Source organism: Pseudomonas sp. S3E17 (assembly GCF_024168685.1).
In the GTDB taxonomy this organism is placed as follows: Bacteria; Pseudomonadota; Gammaproteobacteria; order Pseudomonadales; family Pseudomonadaceae; genus Aquipseudomonas; species Aquipseudomonas marginalis.
Genome location: NZ_JALJWE010000001.1, coordinates 931,418 through 949,396, shown reverse-complemented (window position 1 = coordinate 949,396; position 17,979 = coordinate 931,418). Strand labels below are relative to the sequence as shown.

General features: G+C 62.1%; 12 protein-coding genes. 8 read left to right on the top strand and 4 right to left on the bottom strand.

Annotated features, from left to right (window positions below; all coding sequences use genetic code 11):
- Positions 1 to 58 precede the first annotated feature (58 nt).
- Positions 59 to 1,069, bottom strand: coding sequence for a polysaccharide deacetylase family protein (locus J3D60_RS03850; RefSeq protein ID WP_253489851.1), 1,011 nt, complete (start codon positions 1,067 to 1,069; stop codon positions 59 to 61).
- Between the two features lie 101 nt (positions 1,070 to 1,170).
- On the opposite strand from J3D60_RS03850, the gene J3D60_RS03845 reads away from it, so the two are divergent.
- The 4 genes from J3D60_RS03845 to J3D60_RS03830 all read left to right on the top strand — a co-directional run bounded on the left by J3D60_RS03845 (position 1,171) and on the right by J3D60_RS03830 (position 8,120).
- Positions 1,171 to 2,067, top strand: coding sequence for a LysR family transcriptional regulator (locus J3D60_RS03845; protein ID WP_065941343.1), 897 nt, complete (start codon positions 1,171 to 1,173; stop codon positions 2,065 to 2,067).
- Positions 2,068 to 2,271: 204 nt separating this feature from the next.
- A complete protein-coding gene (gene mexE / locus J3D60_RS03840) occupies positions 2,272 to 3,513 on the top strand; it encodes a multidrug efflux RND transporter periplasmic adaptor subunit MexE (protein ID WP_065927800.1) in 1,242 nt (413 codons plus the stop codon).
- A gap of 15 nt (positions 3,514 to 3,528) precedes the next feature.
- Positions 3,529 to 6,708 carry an efflux RND transporter permease subunit gene (locus tag J3D60_RS03835; protein WP_065927735.1) on the top strand — a complete coding sequence of 1,060 codons (3,180 nt, stop codon included), beginning with the start codon at positions 3,529 to 3,531 and terminating at the stop codon, positions 6,706 to 6,708.
- Positions 6,705 to 8,120, top strand: coding sequence for an efflux transporter outer membrane subunit (locus J3D60_RS03830; protein WP_253489848.1), 1,416 nt, complete (start codon positions 6,705 to 6,707; stop codon positions 8,118 to 8,120). The genes J3D60_RS03835 and J3D60_RS03830 overlap by 4 nt, the downstream gene beginning before the upstream one ends.
- A gap of 90 nt (positions 8,121 to 8,210) precedes the next feature.
- Here J3D60_RS03830 and J3D60_RS03825 read toward each other — a convergent pair whose 3' ends face one another.
- On the bottom strand, positions 8,211 to 8,735 hold the full coding sequence (locus tag J3D60_RS03825; RefSeq protein ID WP_141696586.1) for a hypothetical protein: 525 nt from the start codon (positions 8,733 to 8,735) through the stop codon (positions 8,211 to 8,213).
- 19 nt (positions 8,736 to 8,754) lie between these two features.
- Complete coding sequence (locus tag J3D60_RS03820) at positions 8,755 to 9,771, bottom strand: AraC family transcriptional regulator (protein ID WP_065941340.1); 1,017 nt, start codon at positions 9,769 to 9,771, stop codon at positions 8,755 to 8,757.
- A 168-nt stretch (positions 9,772 to 9,939) separates the two neighbouring features.
- Here J3D60_RS03820 and efeU point away from each other — a divergent pair, with 168 nt between their 5' ends.
- From efeU to efeO (J3D60_RS03800), 4 genes are read left to right on the top strand one after another with little or no spacing between them, the layout of a single operon-like run.
- Positions 9,940 to 10,785 carry an iron uptake transporter permease EfeU gene (gene efeU / locus J3D60_RS03815; protein ID WP_115486130.1) on the top strand — a complete coding sequence of 282 codons (846 nt, stop codon included), beginning with the start codon at positions 9,940 to 9,942 and terminating at the stop codon, positions 10,783 to 10,785.
- Positions 10,786 to 10,795: 10 nt separating this feature from the next.
- The gene (gene efeO, locus J3D60_RS03810; protein WP_253489845.1) at positions 10,796 to 11,998 is read left to right on the top strand and encodes an iron uptake system protein EfeO; all 1,203 of its coding nucleotides are present in this window, start codon (positions 10,796 to 10,798) and stop codon (positions 11,996 to 11,998) included.
- Between the two features lie 14 nt (positions 11,999 to 12,012).
- Entirely contained in the window at positions 12,013 to 13,317 is a 1,305-nt protein-coding gene (efeB, locus tag J3D60_RS03805) for an iron uptake transporter deferrochelatase/peroxidase subunit (protein WP_065941756.1), read from the top strand.
- Positions 13,318 to 13,342: 25 nt separating this feature from the next.
- Positions 13,343 to 14,161, top strand: a complete 819-nt coding sequence (efeO, locus tag J3D60_RS03800) for an iron uptake system protein EfeO (protein WP_065941337.1) — start codon at positions 13,343 to 13,345, stop codon at positions 14,159 to 14,161.
- Positions 14,162 to 14,203: 42 nt separating this feature from the next.
- Here efeO (J3D60_RS03800) and J3D60_RS03795 read toward each other — a convergent pair whose 3' ends face one another.
- Positions 14,204 to 17,944, bottom strand: a complete 3,741-nt coding sequence (locus tag J3D60_RS03795; protein ID WP_253489842.1) for a hypothetical protein — start codon at positions 17,942 to 17,944, stop codon at positions 14,204 to 14,206.
- Positions 17,945 to 17,979: the final 35 nt, after the last annotated feature.

The following is a 17,979-nucleotide window of genomic DNA, read 5'->3' as shown; positions in this document are numbered from 1 at the left end:
AAAAAAAGGGTTGGGCGTTTCATTGAGTCATGTCCTTGAGTGGCTGCCACGTGGCGGTTCAGATCGTCTCGCTTTCCCTTAGGCTGAGCGGATTTTCCAGGGTGTATCGGGCGATGGCGTCCTTGCGCATGAAAGCCACGCCGGGGTGGCTGTTGGCATAGCGCAGGAACTGGTCCCACACCCGCACCATCTGCGGTGTACCGCTGATGCGATCATGGGCGCTGATCGACATCATGCGACGCCGGCTGCCGGCCTCTTCGTAGAGCTGGTCGAATTCCTGCTTCACCTGTTCCAGAAACTGCGACGGTGAGTAGTTGCGGCCTTCGACCAGGACGATGTCGTTGTTGCGCAAGGTGTAGGGCACCACGACAAAGTCCTTGCCATTGACCTGTTCGATAAAAGGCTCGTCGCGGCTGACATCATCGATGTGATAGACGTAGCCCAGCTCCTGCAGCAACGACAGGGTATTGGGCCCACGACGCAGCCAGTTGCAGTTGTAGCCCACGACCGGCTGGCCGGTGACGTCCTGCAACATGCTCGCGGCCTGGCGCAGGAAGCTGCGTTCCTGGTCGCGGCTCATGGCAAATTGCGAGCTCCAGTGCGGGCCATGGCCGGACGCTTCGTGACCGCGCGCGACAATCTCGCGGGCCAACTCAGGGTGACGTTTTACCGCGTCACCAATCATGTGGCACGTCACCTTCACACCATGGCGTTCCCAGAGGTCGAGCATTCTCGGAATGCCTTCCCGGTAGCCGTAGGCGAACCAGGTCGCGGTGGCCAGGTCGGCAGGAACGCTGTCGGGAAAGTCCACCTTGGGGAACGGGCTGTCGGTGCCCTTGAGCGGTTGGCCGCCGGCTTCGAACTGCATGGAGACCGACACCACCAGGCGCGTGTCTCCTGGCCAGAACCGCCCTCCTCGCTGAATCCGCGCCGACGCGGGCGTACCCGCTCGTCCCTCGGGCCCGGTGGCCGCGCTGGCCGGGTTGAGTATCGATCCCGCTGCCAGGACGGCTGCACCTGTGCCGGCCTGGGCCAGGAATGTACGCCGTTGTGGGTTGATCAATGACATCGCGTTGACTCCGTTGAATAGGCACGGATGCAACCTTAGTTCTTTTGGTTTAGCTTGATAATTGAGCCATTTTCAAAAACCCTCTTCGGAAACCCCGAACAATGCCCTTGAAGAATCTTGAGTTGTTTCTGCTGATTGTCGAGAAAGGTGGGTTGTCGGCGGCGGGCCGCGAGTTGGGTTTGTCGCCTGCCTCCGTTTCCGAACGCCTGGCCCAGCTGGAGCACTTCTACGGCGCCAGCCTGCTCAAGCGCACGACCCGCGCCATCCATCTGACGGATGAAGGCCGTGTGCTGGTCGAGGGTGCCCGCCGCCTGCTGGCCCAGGCCGATGAGTTGCACAACCGCATTCGCCAGGGGGCCCACACGCTGTGCGGCCCCATTCGCCTCAGTGCCCCGCAGGACCTCGGCCGCCAGTACATCGAGCCGATCCTGACGCAGTTCATGGACGAGCATCCCGGCGTCAGCATTGACCTGGATCTCAGTGACGGCTACGTCGACCCCGTGAGCCAAGGCATCGACTTCGCGGTTCGCTACGGCGCGCTGGCCGACAGCACATTGCACGCCAGAGCGTTGGGTGAAAACCGCCGCGTGGTATGTGCGTCCCCGCATTACCTGACCCTCAATGGCACCCCACTTGAACCTGAGGACCTGACCCGCCACGAATGCCTGGTGATGCGCCTGGGCATCAACATTGCCCGAGAGTGGCGCTTCGAAAAAAACGGCCGAACCCATCGAATCAGGGTCCCCGGCCGCAGGATCGCGAACGACGGCGCTCTGGTGCGCCAGTGGTGCCTGGCCGGCCATGGCCTTTGCCTGAAGTCGGTATGGGACGTGCGCGCGGATCTCGACGCGGGGCGCCTGGTGGAAGTGCTCAAAGACTATGACTTGGGCAGCACCGCGCTGAATATTGTCTACCCACCGACGCGGGCCCAGCCCAGGCGCGTGAAACTGCTGATAGAGCGCCTTGTTGCGCAGCTGTCCGATGAAGGCGTTACGTAGATGCCGCGGGCTTCATTGCAGGGTGCGCAACACACTGTTGTCATCACGCCCATTGATAGCTCCCTAACGAAAGCCCCATGCTAGAGGGCTAATCCCGCGCTTATATCATTCCGAATGATAGTTACCTTTGCTTCATTCGATTCGTGACATACCGCCTCGCCGCGCATGATCCGCCCATCTCAAATACATTGGCGGATGCACCTCATGGAACAGTCACTCAAACATTTGCGCTTCCCCCTGGCGATCCTGGCCGTGGTGGTGATGAGCGCGTGCGGCAAGACCCCGGAACAAGCGGCCGCCATGCCACCAGCGAAGGTCAGCGTGGCCAAGGTGCTTGAGCAGCCGGTCAACGAGTGGGATGAATTCACCGGTCGCCTGGAAGCGCCCGAAACCGTACAGATTCGTCCACGGGTCTCTGGCCAGATTGACCAAGTCGCTTTCACCGAAGGCGCTTTGGTCAAGAAAGGCGACCTGCTGTTCCAGATCGACCCGCGTCCGTTCCAGGCCGAAGTGCGCCGCCTGGAAGCCCAACTGGCTCAAACCAAAGCCGCCGCCACCCGCAGCGACAACGAAGCCCAGCGCGGCGAACGCCTGCGCCAGAGCAATGCGATCTCCGCCGAACTGGCCGACTCGCGCACCACCGCCGCCCAGGAAGCCCGTGCCGCCGTCGCCGGGATCCAGGCGCAGTTGGACCTGGCCAAGCTGAACCTGAGCTTCACCCGCGTGACTTCGCCGATCAGCGGCCGCGTCAGCCGTGCGGAAATCACCGCCGGCAACCTGGTGACCGCCGACGTCACCGCGCTGACCAGCGTGGTCTCCACCGACAAGGTCTACGCCTACTTCGACGCCGATGAACGTGTGTACCTCAAGTACACCGAACTCGCTCGCCAAGGCCGTCGTGGCGCCACCACCCCGGTGTACCTGGGCCTGTCGAATGAAACCGGCAACCCGCACCTGGGCCAGATGAACTTCGTCGACAACCAGGTCAACCCGGCCACCGGCACCATCCGTGGGCGCGCCGTGTTCGATAACAGCAAGGGCGAATACACCCCTGGCCTGTATGCGCGCCTGAAGCTGGTCGGCAGCGGCACCTACTCCGCCGTGCTGATCAACGACGAGGCCGTCGGCACCGACCTGGGCAAAAAGTTCGTGCTGGTGATGGAAGGCGACAAGCCGGCGTATCGCGCGGTGGAACTGGGGCCGAAGATCGAAGGCCTGCGCATCGTGCGCAGCGGCCTGAACAAGGACGACACCATTATCGTCAAGGGCCTGCAACGCGCGCGCCCCGGCTCGCCGGTCGCCCCGGAAACGATTCCGATGGCCAGCAAGGAAACCCTCGCCGCCTTGGCCCAACAACGACAAGCGCTTGAAGCCAGCAACCTGGAGCAAGTGGCGCCGGAAAAAACCGCGCCCAAGCTCGCAGCCGTTGCGTCTCCACGCGGTTAAGGGATACGACTCAAGATGAATTTTTCCAAGTTCTTCATTTCACGGCCGATCTTCGCAGCGGTGCTGTCGCTGCTGATCCTGATCGCCGGTGCGATCTCGCTGTTCCAATTGCCGATCAGCGAATACCCGGAAGTCGTGCCGCCGACCGTTGTGGTGCGTGCCAACTTCCCGGGCGCCAACCCCAAAGTCATCGGTGAAACCGTGGCCGCGCCGCTGGAGCAAGCCATCACCGGCGTCGAGGGCATGCTGTACATGTCCTCGCAATCGACGGCCGACGGCAAGCTGACCCTGACCATCACCTTCGCCCTGGGCACCGACCTGGACAATGCGCAGGTGCAGGTGCAAAACCGGGTGACGCGAACTCAGCCAAAACTGCCTGAGGAAGTGACCCGCATCGGTATCACCGTGGACAAGGCCTCCCCCGACCTGACCATGGTGGTGCACTTGACCTCCCCGGATCAGCGCTACGACATGCTGTACCTGTCCAACTACGCGATCCTCAATATCAAGGATGAGCTGGCCCGCCTGGGCGGCGTCGGCGACGTGCAGCTGTTCGGCATGGGCGACTACTCCCTGCGTGTCTGGCTGGATCCGAACAAGACCGCCTCGCGCAACCTGACCGCCACCGATGTGGTCACCGCGATCCGCGAACAGAACCGCCAGGTGGCAGCCGGTGCCCTGGGCGCCCAGCCTGCACCGTCTGACACCAGCTTCCAGTTGTCGGTGAACACCCAGGGCCGCCTGGTCACCGAGGAAGAGTTCGAGAACATTGTGATCCGCGCCGGCGCCAACGGTGAAATCACGCGCCTCAGGGACATTGCCCGGGTCGAATTGGGGTCGAGCCAATACGCGCTGCGCTCGCTGATCGACAACCAGCCGGCCGTCGCGATTCCGATATTCCAGCGCCCCGGCTCCAATGCCATCGACATCTCCAACGATGTGCGCGCCAAGATGGCCGAGCTGAAAAAGAGCTTCCCGGCCGGCATGGATTACCGCATCGCCTATGACCCGACGATCTTTGTGCGCGGTTCCATCGAAGCGGTGGTGCACACCCTGTTCGAAGCGCTGATCCTTGTGGTGCTGGTGGTGATCCTGTTCCTGCAGACCTGGCGCGCCTCGATCATTCCGTTGGTGGCGGTGCCGGTCTCGTTGATCGGGACCTTTGCGGTGATGCACCTGTTCGGGTTCTCGCTCAACGCGCTGTCGCTGTTCGGATTGGTACTGGCCATCGGTATCGTGGTGGACGACGCCATCGTGGTGGTGGAAAACGTCGAACGTAATATCGAGCTGGGCCTGGAGCCGTTCCCGGCGACTGAAAAAGCCATGAGCGAAGTAACCGGGCCGATCATCGCCACGGCGCTGGTGCTGTGTGCGGTGTTCATCCCAGCGGCGTTTATCAGTGGCTTGACCGGGCAGTTCTACAAACAGTTCGCCTTGACCATTGCGATCTCGACGGTGATCTCGGCGTTCAACTCGCTGACCCTGTCCCCTGCCCTGGCCGCCGTGTTGCTGCGCGGTCACGACGCACCGAAGGATCGTTTCTCGAAGGTCCTCGACAAGCTCCTCGGTGGCTGGCTGTTCCGTCCCTTCAACCGCTTTTTCGAAAAGTCCAGCCATGGCTACGTGAGTACCGTACGCCGGGTGATTCGCGGCACGGGCATTGCCCTGTTCGTGTACGCCGGCTTGATGGTGCTGACCTTCTTCGGGTTTGCCCACACCCCGACCGGCTTCGTACCGGCCCAGGACAAGCAATACCTGGTGGCCTTCGCCCAACTGCCCGACGCTGCGAGCCTGGACCGCACCGAAAACGTGATGAAGCGCATGTCGGAGATCGCCCTGAAGCAGCCCGGTGTGGAAGCTGCGATTGCCTTCCCCGGCCTGTCCATCAACGGGTTCACCAACAGCCCGAACAGCGGCATCGTGTTCGTGACCCTGAAGCCGTTCGATGAACGTAAAGACCCGAGCATGTCCGCCGGGGCGATTGCCGGTGCGTTGAATGGCCAGTACGCCAACATCGAAGAAGCCTACATGGCGATCTTCCCTCCACCGCCGGTACAAGGCCTGGGCACCATCGGCGGGTTCCGCCTGCAGATCGAAGACCGTGGCAACCTCGGCTATGACGAGCTGTACAAAGAAGTGCAGAACGTCATCACCAAGAGCCGTGGCGTGCCCGAGTTGTTCGGCCTGTTCACCAGCTACACGGTCAACGTGCCCCAGGTCGATGCCGCCATCGACCGCGAAAAGGCCAAGACCCATGGCGTGGCGATCAGCGACATCTTCGACACCCTGCAGGTCTACCTGGGTTCCTTGTATGCCAACGACTTCAACCGCTTCGGGCGTACCTACCAGGTCAACGTGCAGGCTGAGCAACAGTTCCGCCAGGACGCCGACCAGATCGGCCAGTTGAAAGTACGCAACAACAAGGGCGAGATGATCCCGCTGGCGACCTTTATCAAGGTCAGCGACACCTCGGGGCCGGACCGCGTGATGCACTACAACGGCTTTATCACTGCCGAAATCAACGGCAACGCGGCTCCGGGCTACAGCTCCGGCCAGGCCCAGGCGGCGATTGAAAAACTGTTGAAGGATGAACTGCCCAACGGCATGACCTACGAGTGGACCGACCTGACCTATCAGCAAATCCTCTCGGGCAACACCGCGCTGTTCGTGTTCCCGCTCTGCGTACTGCTGGCGTTCCTGGTCCTGGCCGCCCAATACGAAAGCTGGAGCCTGCCGCTGGCGGTGATCCTGATCGTCCCGATGACGCTGCTGTCGGCCATTACCGGGGTGATCATCTCGGGTAGCGACAACAACATCTTCACCCAGATCGGCCTGATCGTACTGGTGGGCCTGGCGTGCAAGAACGCGATTCTGATCGTCGAGTTCGCCAAGGACAAACAGCAGGAAGGCCTCGACCCGCTCGCTGCGGTACTGGAAGCCTGCCGCCTGCGTCTGCGGCCGATCCTGATGACCTCGTTCGCCTTCATCATGGGTGTGGTGCCACTGGTGTTGTCCAGCGGCGCCGGTGCCGAGATGCGTCATGCCATGGGCGTGGCGGTGTTCTCCGGGATGATCGGGGTGACCTTCTTCGGTCTGTTGCTGACACCAGTGTTCTACGTACTGATCCGTCGCTATGTGGAGCGCAGCGAAGCGCGCAAAGCGGCCAAGGCCTTGAAGCTGGAGACACAGCAATGAGTGTGAAAGTATTCCTGCCGAGCTTGCTGGTCCTGGCGCTGAGCGCCTGTGCCGTGGGCCCGGACTACAAGACCCAGACCCCGGAGGCGGCGAACATCACCGCCGCCGCGGACGCCAAGCAGTATGACCACGCCAAGTTCGAAGGCATCTGGTGGCAGCAGTTCGACGACCCGACCCTCAACCAGCTGGTCACGCAATCGCTGCAAGGTAACCGTGATCTGCGCGTGGCGTTTGCCCGTCTGCGGGCCGCGCGGGCGATTCGTGATGACGCCAGCAACGACGCCATGCCGACCATTACCAGCCGCGTCAGCAGCGACCAGGGCAAGGGTCAGATCCCCGGCCAGACCACCAGCCGGGTCAAGACCGAGCGGTACGACCTGGGCCTGGACATGGCCTGGGAACTGGACCTGTTCGGGCGCATCCAGCGCAACCTGGAGGCCACCGATGCCGACCAGCAAGCCGCCGAGGCCGACCTGTACCAACTGCAAGTTACCCTGATTGCAGAACTGGTGGACGCCTACGGTCAACTGCGCGGCGCGCAACTGCGTGAACGCATCGCCCTCGACAACCTGAAGAACCAGCAGGACTCGCGCACCATCACCGTCAGCCTGCGGGATGCCGGCGTGGGTGACCAACTCGACGTGGAGCGCGCCGACGCACGCCTCGCCGCAGTGGAAGCCAGCGTGCCGCAACTGCAGGCCGAACAGGTGCGTGAGCGCAACCGCATCGCCACCCTCCTCGGCCAGCGTCCCGACAAGCTGACCGTGGACCTGGGCCCGAAAGACCTGCCGGCGATTGCCAAGGCATTGCCGATCGGCGACCCGGGGCAACTGCTGCAACGGCGCCCGGACATCCTCAGCGCCGAACGCAAACTGGCCGCCGCCACCGCGCGTATCGGCGTGGCCAAGGCCGACCTGTTCCCACGGGTCAGCCTCAGCGGGTTCCTCGGCTTCACCGCCGGGCGCGGTTCGCAGATCGGCTCATCCGCCGCGAATGCCTGGGCCCTGGGCCCGAGCATCACCTGGGCCGCCTTCGACCTGGGCAGCGTCCGCGCCCGCCTGCGGGGTGCAGACGCCGAAGCCGATGGCGCCCTGGCGACCTACGAGCAGCAAGTGCTGCTGGCGCTGGAAGAGTCCGAAAATGCCTTCAGCGATTACGGCAAGCGTCAGCAACGCCTGGTCTCGCTGATCCGCCAAAGCGAATCCAGCCGCGCCGCCGCCGACCTCGCCGCGATCCGCTACCGCGAAGGCACCGTGGACTTCCTCGTCCTGCTCGACGCGCAACGCGAACGCCTGGCCGCCGAAGACTCCCAGGCCCAGGCCGAAGTGGACCTGTATCGCGGGATTGTGGCGATCTACAAGGCGCTGGGGGGTGGCTGGAAGCCGGACACCGTCGTGGCGACTGCGAAGTAACGTAAAGAGCTCCTTTGGTTGGTCGCATCCAGCCAATTTTTAGCCCCGTGGTCCGATTGGTCATGGGGCTTTTTTTGGCTGGCCGGAAGGCTACCTGGCCGCCTTGATTTGCTGATCACGGTGCATGCGCATCGGAATATTGACCTTCGAAGCGGCCTTGTTGGCGATCTCTACGGTGGTCCACTCGAACATCCTGGAGACCCAATAAGTCAGCTCCCCCTCCTCGTTCATCACCTCATAACGCCCATTCGTGTCCGGAACCAAGCGTGCTTCACGCATCAACGGTATCAGCGGTTTGAGACGCTCGGGGTCGGTGATATTGAAGGCGATACTCAGTTGCTTGAGCCGGTCGGCTTCGTCGAAATAGGCCCCCACCACATAGATCGGCACATCGCCCAAAAGATAGCGGCTGGAAGGCTCAATCGCGCGGTAGTAAGGCATCGGCACCGAATAGGAGAGGTTGCTCTCCAGTTCCACCTTCGGAAAATAACGCTGCAGGATGTCCATGACCTGCGAGCGAGGCATCCCCAGAGTGAAATCACCGATCCCCAGCGCCGACCAGGCGGTGAGCGGGAACAGAGCACAACAAATACAGATCAACCATGACTTAAGCACTACCTGTCTCCCTGAAGGCTTATCCGGCATCGTTAAGAATCAAACTGCGGTAATGCCCAGGATTGGACCCCACCCACTTGCGAAACGCCTTATAAAACGAACTGGTATCGGCAAACCCCAACCGCGCCGCGATCTCGGCAAAGCTGATCTGCGGCTCGGCCAGCCACACAATCGCCAATTCCTTGCGCACGCTGTCCTTGAGTCCCTGATAGCTCTGCCCTTCTTCCGCCAGGCGGCGGCGCAGCGTGGAAGCGGAGATACACAGCGTGGCCGCAAGGCCCTCGGTCTCAGGCCAGGTGTCGGGAGGCATTTGCCGCAGGTCGTGCTTGATGCGCGTAGCCAGGCTGTCGGGGTTGCGGTATTTGACCAGGATGTTGGCCGGCGCGTGGGCGAGGAAGCGCTTGAGTTCTTCAGGGCTGCGCTTGATCGGCAGGTCGAGGCAGTCGGCGGAGAAGATCATGCGGGTGCGTGGCCGATCAAAACGCAGGTTGTCGGAAAACATCACCTGGTAGTCATCGCAAAAATCCGGCTGCGGGCAGCGCAGTTCGATGGCCAGGATCGGGATGCGCCGGCCTGCCAGCCAGCAGGCGACGCCGTGCACGATCATCCAGTAGGTGAAATAGGTGAATGCGCGCTTGGGCGCCGGCTCGGGTTCGAGCAACACGATTTCCGCCAGGCTCTGTTGGCGCACCAACTGGGCCGGCAGGTGTTCCAGCATCAGCGAGAGGAACCCCAGGCCGGTGTGCAGGCCCGCTGCCAGGCTGGGTTGTGCAATGGCGGCGCGACAGAGGAACTCCAGGCTACCGGACTTGAGCTTGCGCGGGTCCATGCCGAAGAACTCATCGTCCATGCGCCTGGCCAGCAGACGCCACAAACGTGCGTAGGCAGTAGCCGGAACCCGGGCGTCGGGTTGCTCCAGCAATGCTGGATCGATCCCGACCTTGCTCAAGGCTTCGACGGTGGCCGGCCCCAGTGCGCAGCTCTGCAACAAAGCTTCGCGCACAAGATGGATGGAGATGGTGTCTTTTTCCGACATGGGAGGTTGGGCAATCCGGCGGCGCTATCGATGCCGCGCATCATAAGGTGGCTTGCGATTCGCCACCACCGTTCAGCCATTGTTCAGCAAACGTCAAGTTTTCCTGTTTAGCAATGAGTATCATTATGTTACAACTTAGCTTCCTATCTACTTAAGCTGCGGTGCCCGATGCTTGTTCCCTTTTTAATCATGCTGCGCGAAGGCATTGAAGCCGCGCTGATCGTCGGCATCATCGCCAGTTATCTGCAACAAACCGGCCGCGGCCAGTGGATGCCGGCGGTGTGGATCGGCGTGTTCCTCGCCGCTGCCCTGGCCTTGCTGGTGGGCGGTGGCCTGGAACTGGTCAGTGCCGAGTTTCCGCAGAAACAGCAGGAATTGTTCGAAGGCATCGTCGGCCTGGTCGCCGTGGGCATCCTCAGCTCCATGGTGTTCTGGATGCGCAAGGTCGCGCGTTCCATCAAGCATTCGCTGCACGCCTCCCTTGATCAGGCGTTGACCGGCTCCAAACACCAGGTCACGGCACTGATCCTCATGGTGTTCTTCGCCGTCGCTCGTGAAGGCCTGGAAACCGTGTTCTTCCTGCTGGCCGTGTTCCAACAGAGCGAGGGCCCAGGCGCACCGATTGGCGCCCTGCTCGGCCTGGTCCTGGCGATCATCGTCGGCTTCCTGATCTACACCGGCAGCATGCGCCTGAACCTCGGCGCGTTTTTCCGCTGGACCGGCCTGTTCATCCTCGTGGTCGCCGCCGGCATCCTCGCCAACTCGGTGCAAGCCCTGCATGAAGCGGGCGTGTGGAACCACTGGCAGACCGTGCTGTTCGATTTCAGCGCCGCATTGCCGATGGACAGCCCCCTGGGCTCAGTGCTGGCCGGCATGTTCGGCTACCAGGAAGCGCCGACCATCAGCACCTTGGGCGCCTATCTGGTTTATCTGGTGGTGGCGCTGGTGATGTTTTTCCTGCCCGCGGCACCGGCCAAGCCTGCCGCCCGCCCTTCTTCCGTTTCCAGCCAGTAAGGACCGTCTCTTGTCCAACCCAACGCCTCAACCCGCTTCGCCCCCCCGCGCCCTGCGCTGGGCGGTAGCCGGCTCGGTGGTCGTGATGATCGCCGCCGGTGGCCTGTTCTATTACGCCTCGCAACTGGCGGCCAGCAAGCGCCAGACCAACCACGATGAAATCGCCGTGACCATCCATGGCCACGCCTGCGAGCCCAATGCACTGACGGTGCCGGCCGGCCGGGCGAGCTTTCGCATCATCAACCGCTCTGACCGGGCGGTGGAGTGGGAAATCCTCGACGGCGTGCTGGTGGTCGAAGAGCGCGAAAATATCGCCCCCGGCCTGAGCCAGGTGATCAACGCCAACCTGCTGCCTGGCGACTATGCGATCACGTGCGGCCTGCTGAGCAACCCGCGCGGCACCCTGCACGTGACGCCGACGGCTGAGTCCGACGCCCAGGCCAAGGCCAAGCCGTCGATGGTGGCGTTTATCGGCCCGCTGTCGGAGTTTCGTGTGTACCTGAGCAGCCAGGGCAGTGCCCTGGTCAAGGCCGTGACCGCCCTGCAACAGGCGATCGACGCCGGTGACCTGGCTCAGGCACAAGCGCTGTATGTGCCGGCCCGTGAAGCTTACCAACGTCTGGCCCCGGCCTCGCAGCGCCTGGCCGAGCTGGACAACGCCATCAACGCCCGTGCCGATTATTTTGAAAAACGTGAGCAAGACCCAGCCTTCAGCGGCTTCCATCGCCTCGAATACAGCCTGTTCCAGCAACGCAGCCTTGATGGCCTGGGGCCGATTGCGCAGCGCCTGGTGAGCGATGTCACCCGCCTCAAACAGCAGTTGCTGGCGCAGTCGCTGCCGCCGGAACAACTGGTGAGCATCGTGGTGCGCAACCTCAACAGCCTGGCGGATGTACGCGCCATCAGCGGTGAAGAGGAGCGCTACAGCCATGTCGACCTGAATGGTTTCGTCGCCAACCTGGAGGTCGCGCGCAAGGTGGTCGAGCTGATGCGTCCGCTGCTGACCAAGTCCGCCGCCGATCTGCTGCCGACAGTCGACAGCGCCCTCGCCGCCTTCGATGCCGAGCTCCAGGGATTCAAGCTCGACAAGGGCTATGCCACGTATGACAGCGTTACCGCCGATCAGCGCAAGCAGATCGCCGACAAGGCCAAGGCTCTGGCCGCCGCACTCGATGGAATCGACCCCGCCCTTGGCCTTTCCGGCCTGCAGTGAAGACGACCGCACACATGAGTGATTCAGAACAGTTTTCAGCCCAACGTCGCCGTGTCCTCCTGGGCATGGCTGCCACCGGTGCCGCCATCGCCGGCAGCACCCTGACCTGCCCGGCCATGGCGGCCGCCGCCGAGCAAGTCACCACCGCACCGCGCAGCGACAAGACCCAGGACCACCACGATTTTTTCGGCCAGCACCAGAGCGGCATCGTCACCCCACGCCCGGCCTGCGGCATGGTCGTGGCGTTCGACGTCCTGGCCAGCGACCGCGAAGACCTGGAGCGCCTGTTCCGCACCTTGAACGAGCGCATCGGCTTCCTGATGACTGGCGGCACCGTACCCCAGGTCGACCCGAAGCTGCCGCCCACCGATTCCGGCATCCTCGGCCCGGTGGTCACGCCGGATAACCTGACCATCACCGTGTCGGTCGGCGCATCGTTGTTCGATGAGCGCTTCGGTCTGGCCGCCGTCAAACCCAAGCGCCTGATCCGCATGGTGGGCTTCCCCAACGATGCGCTGGAACCGGCGCAGTGCCACGGCGACCTGAGCCTGCAATTCAGCTCCAACACCCCGGACACCAATATCCACGCCCTGCGCGACATCGTGAAGAACCTGCCCGACCTGCTGCTGGTGCGCTGGAAGCAGGAAGGCAGCGTGCCGCCCCAGGCACCGGCCAAGCCCGGCGAACCGGCACAAAGCGCGCGCAACTTCCTGGGTTTCCGCGACGGCTCGGCCAACCCGAACTCCAACGACAACAAGGCCATGGACCAGATTGTGTGGGTCCAACCCGGCAGCGACGAACCCGGCTGGGCCGCCCATGGCAGCTACCAGGCAGTGCGCATCATCCGCAACTTCGTTGAGCGCTGGGACCGCACGCCCCTGCAGGAGCAGGAAAGCATCATCGGCCGCGTGAAGACCAGCGGCGCCCCCATGGATGGCCAGAAAGAATCCCAGGTGCCCGACTACAGCAAGGACCCGGAAGGCAAGCTGACCAAGCTCGATGCCCATATCCGCCTGGCCAATCCGCGCACCCCGCAGACCCAGGCCAACCTGATCCTGCGTCGGCCGTTCAACTACTCCAACGGCGTCAATAAAAACGGTCAGCTGGACATGGGGCTGTTGTTCATCTGCTACCAGGCTGACCTGGAGAAAGGCTTTATCAGCGTGCAAACCCGGCTCAACGGCGAACCCCTGGAGGAATACCTCAAGCCGGTCGGCGGCGGGTACTTCTTCACCTTGCCGGGGGTCACGGGACCCAAGGATTTCATCGGGCGCACGCTGCTCGCTGCTACGCCTCCTCAAACCACTGCCCACACCTAAAACAAACCAGAGCGGAAAACGTCCCATGAAGAAGTCGACTATCGCGTTGTCGTTGTTAATGACCCTTTCGCCGCTGGCAGCGTTTGCCGCTACCGCGCCGTTGGACCTGGTAGGCCCGGTGTCGGACTACAAGATCTACGTCACCGAAGAAATCGGCGAGCTGGTCACCCAGACCCAGGCGTTCACCGACGCCATCAACCAAGGCGACCTGGCCACCGCCAAGAAGCTCTACGCGCCGACCCGTGTGCACTATGAGTCCATCGAGCCGATCGCCGAGCTGTTCAGCGACCTGGACGCATCGATTGACTCCCGTGTCGATGACCACGAAAAAGGCGTGACCGCCGAAGACTTCACCGGTTTCCACCGCATCGAGTACGCGCTGTTCTCCCAGAACACTACCAAAGGCCTGGAAGCCCTGACGGCCAAGCTCAACACCGACGTCAACGACCTGAAAACCCGTGTCGATGGCCTGACTTTCCCGCCGGAGAAAGTTGTCGGCGGTGCTGCGGCGCTGCTGGAAGAAGTCGCCGCCACCAAGATCTCCGGTGAAGAAGACCGCTATAGCCACACCGACCTGTATGACTTCCAGGGCAACATCGACGGCGCGAAGAAAATCGTCGACCTGTTCCGTGGCCAGATCGAGAAACAGGACAAGGCCTTCCTGGCCAAGGTCGACAAGAACTTCGCCAGCGTGGACAAGATCCTGGCCAAGTACAAGACCAAGGACGGCGGCTTCGAGACCTATGACAAGGTCAAGGAAAACGACCGCAAGGCACTGGTGGGTCCGGTCAACACCCTGGCCGAAGACCTGTCGACCCTGCGTGGCAAGCTGGGCCTGAACTGATCCGTGGCTGTCCAGGCTCGCAGCGAGCCTGGGCGGCCCCTATCAGTCCCGAACCCTGAAATGCTTCAAGGGTGCACCCTCAGGCTCGCCAGAGCTGGGATTGATCACATACCACCCGGCGTTTTTCTGGATCGCCTGGACTTCAAGATCCCCCACGTTGCCTGTTCGAGCGCCCGACACAGCCTTGAATGATCGAATGCCTCCCGGGAAGAGGCAACCTTGTACGCCCACCGCCCAACGACACTTCTCGAATGCCGTGGTCGGCATATAGAGACCGGGCGCCAGGCGAGCGACTTCACCGTTCCTGATTTTGCGTAGCGCATCAACGGTTTTCGACCCGGATTTGAACACGTCAATCGTACCGTCCAGGGGATTGAACAGGCTACGCAGCAACGGTGCGGTGCCTTTGAGCCCTGGCAGGCTGAATGACTTGCCATTGAACAGCACCAGCTTTTTTACGCCGCGCAAAAATCGGCTCACCCCACTCAGCCCCCCTGTGGCGGCGAACGACGCGAAATCAATCAGCAAGCCCTTGAGTCCATCCTTTACATTGCCGTGTGCAACATCTGAAATCGCCCCCACAAACGGGATCAGGCTCAGCATCATACGGGCGTTCTCGGCGTTGAACAGCTGAGTGCCGGAGGTAAACGGATAGGTGCGTCGGCTCTGTAAACCCGGGGGCTGGTTGGCAAACTCAATCAGCGTCGCACGCTTGCCGTCAAAGCTGTGGGCCAGCAAAGCGCTGACAATTTGCTGGGTTTTGGTTGAAGCAAAGGTATCGGGCACACGCCGGATCGCCCTATCCCCAGGGCGTAGCTGCGGCGTCGGCGGCAGTTCTGTGGGTACTTTCTCGATAATCACCTTCGATTTGGCACCCGCACGCGGCAGCGAACCTGAACGGTAGGCCTCTACATCGAAGGCTTGCTCAGTCCCAAGCCGGAACGGCCTGCGCACATAAGCAAATGGCCCGTGGGGCTTGCGGCCTTCTTCGACGGCACCATCGAGTTTCAATCGATAAGGCAAATCGGTGCGCTTGACCATCTGCATTGATCGCGGGAACACCTCGTAGTAACAGAACCTTGGCTCGACCGCGCCCGTTTCATAACGCAGCAGCAGGCCATGCTTGCCACAGTGTTCGTCGACCTTGGAGTCAGGGCCCTGATCGTCCTCCAGGGCTTCCCCGGTTTCCTGGCGTACGGTGAAAAACTCTATGTTGCCTGACTCAAGCGCCAGGCGTTCCTGCGCGGGCAACTGGGCAATCATCAGTTTCAGCGCAGTAGCCTGAGCCACGCGGGTATCGGCAATGTGCTGATCGACGGCGGCCGCCACCAATGGGGCGATCTCTGGCACCTGCCGGATGCGCGCCTCGAACGTTGCCTGGGAAATCCTGGGATGGATGAACCGGTAGCGTCGCTCCCCATTAATCCGTGCATTGAGCCAATGATCGACGGCCAGCAACGGGTCATCGCGAACCTGCTCCGTCAGAATGACATCGGTCAGCAACGGCCGACGGGATTCCAGATGCGCATGCTGGCGAGGTTCAAAAGGCACGTCCGTGTCCAGTTCAAGCCTGAATCCACGCAGTTCATCGGCGGTCATTTCCGGGAACAACGACAGCAGCCGCTCGATCAGCAAGCTGCGCTGAGTCGGCGGTTCTTTCGTCAGTGTGCTGAAGGCCTCGCGGATCTGCTTCTCCCGCGCGGTAAAGGCCTGTGTCGCGGCCTGATAATCCCCTGGAGAATATTGGTTGTCGTGGGTCATGGGGAAAATGCCGGTCATGACCGCCCAGTCCAACAAGGGCCTGGTCGCCAGGATCTTGAGCAGCGCCTCTTGTGTGGCACCACCCGCGTCAAGGCGCGCGAGTGCCATGATTTGCGTAAGGTTCATCAATCGCGAACTGCCCGCGCCGGACAGTGCATCGGCTATTGCGCAGCCCAGGCGCATTTCCAGCCAGCCGGTGGAGCCGATCTTGATGCTTTGCGGGTCACGGTTGAAGGCCTGCGCGGCCTCCGTCGGCACACCCGGATCGGCCTTGATCAGCATCTCCGGTGCAGACTGGGCCAGGAACAGGTGGGCGAACAGGGACGACAGCGTGGCATCGACCCCCTTGCTTTCCAGGTGTTTTTCCACGTCCTGGCGCACATCCTTGAGCGTGCGGCCCAGGTTGCCTGGCTGGTAAAGCCAATACCCGGCCACTACGCCTGGCCGGCCCGGCACTGGAGCGTTCACACTCAGCTTCAGCGCCGCCGCCAGGAGTTGATGGCGCTTGGCTTTACTCAAGGGCTGACCGTCGGCCACGGCGTAAAGCTTCAGGCGCTTGGCCAATTCGTCGGCCTTGGCGATGCAGGGTGGCGAATCGAAAAAGTCGGCAAGACGGCGGTCCGGATCATGGGGCGATTGCTCGACCACACTGGAGCCGGTAAAGCGTCCAAGCAGTGCCACCACCGCTGGCGCCATGCCTTTCAACACCTCGCGATCATCGGCCGACAACGCGGCACCCACGCTCTGCTCATAGGGCAGCATGACCGCATAATCGCCTGCCGACAGCGGCGGCGGGAACGACGTATTGAACCAACTCAATGTGGCACGCACGTCACTCACCGTCTGCGGCGCATCAGGGGCATAAAACGCCAACGCCTGCCGCGCGTCATAGGTGCGAGTGCTGTACAGGGCATTCCCGGTCTTGCCACTCATGCGCAGCAAATCATCGAGATTCGAGTTCATCTGGCGAGCCGACTGTTGTGCTTCTTCGCTGCCGGTGGCCAGGGCTTTCTGGATTTCCTCGTCGAAATACGCCTGCAGCGATTGCCATTGACCGGCAGCGTTGCGCATCTGCAGGGCCCCCTCGGACAACCGGTATGCGCGGCCCTCTCCCGCGTCCCCCACGTTCGCCAGGAAATCCTGGAAGGTCGGCGTCGCCAGAAAGGCATTGAACTGCTTTCGTGGCTCTTGGCTGAGTTGATCCAGGGTCGATCCCCTCGCAATGGAGACCGTATGATCATCCAGCTTGAGTGATTCACCGCCCTCCTTGCCCTCGATCATCGGCTGCAACTGGCCAACCAATTGCCTGCGCACTGCCTGGTCATCGTTCTGTTGCAGCAGGCGCTTGAACTGTTTCTCCCACTGATCACGCAAGGAGGAAGAAATCGCGGGCCATCCCTCGCGCTTGAGTTGTGTGCCCAATGCCGCCGCGGCCCGCTCATTGAGCGGCGGCCTTACGCCGTAGAAATCCAGCACCACGTCACGCGGCACTGCACTTTGAGTCGGGCTCATAGCAACTGGCACCCCCAGGTCATTGGGAGAAAGAACCTGCTGGATGGCGTGGATCTTGGTACTGACCTCCCACCAGCCCGAACCATCCGTTAATGTAAACCGCTCAAAGGTATCCTTGCCCTCACGCGTCACCATGCCTGCCACCGAATCTCGAAACACGCGCACGGTCGATAGCTTCAACCCCTTGGCTTCAAACCAGGCTTGCACGGCCGGTTCAGTGATTGCGGCGTTGTATAGCTGGAGAAAGGGGGCGATGGACGCATTGGGCGGGATGAGGTTTTCGGGCGGACTGCCCGTGGTCAGCCACTGAACCAGCCGTTTGTGCAACGTGGTATCCGCGACAGCGGCGACAGCGGCGCTGGGGAAATTGCGCCGTGACGTTACGGTATCGGATACAGCACGTTGGGACCGGCTGTCAGGGACCGCGACAGGGTGCAACACCGCCGCCTGGGAGGGCGCCTGAAACTCACTGAGCGCCGGGACAGTACTGCTGAATCGAGTGGTGTACATATCTATTAACCCCTGGCCAATTGAACGGCGAGAGT